We start from the raw sequence: 1,171 nt of genomic DNA, 5'->3' as shown, positions 1-1,171 counted from the left end.
ACACCAGCACCTACTGTACGACCGCCTTCACGAATGGCGAAGCGTAATCCTTTGTCCATGGCGATTGGGTGGATTAGCTCAACACTCATTTCGACGTTGTCGCCTGGCATGACCATTTCAGTGCCTTCTTGTAGGGTGATTGCTCCAGTAACGTCGGTGGTACGGAAGTAGAATTGTGGACGGTAGCCGTTTAAAAATGGGGTGTGACGTCCACCTTCTTCTTTGCTTAGTACGTAGACTTCAGCGTCAAATTTGGTGTGGGGGGTGATTGAGCCTGGTTTGGCCAGTACTTGCCCACGTTGTACTTCTTCACGTTTGGTGCCACGTAAAAGTACGCCACAGTTTTCGCCTGCTCGTCCTTCGTCCAGTAGTTTGCGGAACATTTCAACACCTGTGCAGGTGGTTTTGGTGGTGGGTTTGATGCCGACGATTTCGATTTCTTCGCCGACTTTGATGACGCCTGATTCAACTCGTCCTGTGACGACTGTGCCACGCCCTGAGATTGAGAATACGTCTTCGATGGGCATTAGAAAGTCTTTGTCAACGGCTCTTTCTGGTTCTGGTATGTAGGTGTCTAGGGTTTCTAGTAGTTCTAAGATGGCTGGTTCGCCGTATTTGCTGTCTTTGCCATTTAGGGCTTCTAGGGCTGATCCTTTGATGATTGGGGTGTCGTCACCAGGAAATTCGTAGTCGCTGAGCAGTTCACGTACTTCCATTTCAACCAGTTCTAGGAGTTCTTCGTCATCTACCATGTCGCATTTGTTCATGAATACCATGATGTAGGGTACGCCTACTTGGCGTGATAGTAGGATGTGCTCACGTGTTTGGGGCATTGGTCCATCGGTGGCTGATACGACTAAGATGGCTCCGTCCATTTGGGCGGCACCGGTAATCATGTTTTTGACGTAGTCGGCATGCCCTGGGCAGTCGACGTGGGCGTAGTGGCGGTTGGCGGTGTCGTATTCGATGTGTGAGGTGTTGATGGTGATGCCTCGGGCTTTTTCTTCAGGGGCGTTGTCGATGGCGGCGTAGTCTTTGGCTTCGCCTCCATGGTGCTTAGCAGCAACAGTAGCGATGGCGGCTGTTAGGGTGGTTTTGCCGTGGTCAACGTGCCCAATTGTGCCTACGTTTAGGTGGGGTTTGTTTCGTTCAAATTTCTCTTTGGCCATGG

General features: G+C 51.0%; 1 protein-coding gene. It reads right to left on the bottom strand.

Going from position 1 to position 1,171, the window contains the following annotated elements:
• Positions 1–1,169 (bottom strand): elongation factor Tu (gene tuf / locus B0682_RS09285; protein ID WP_078308456.1); only part of this gene is annotated, 1,169 nt, incomplete at its 3' end.
• Between the last annotated feature and the right edge of the window lie 2 nt (positions 1,170–1,171).

The sequence above is a fragment of the Lwoffella lincolnii genome (genome assembly GCF_002014765.1).
Lineage (GTDB): Bacteria > Pseudomonadota > Gammaproteobacteria > Pseudomonadales > Moraxellaceae > Psychrobacter > Psychrobacter lincolnii.
The sequence above is the reverse complement of the archived record's forward strand: the minus strand, read 5'-3'. Positions and strand labels throughout refer to the sequence as shown.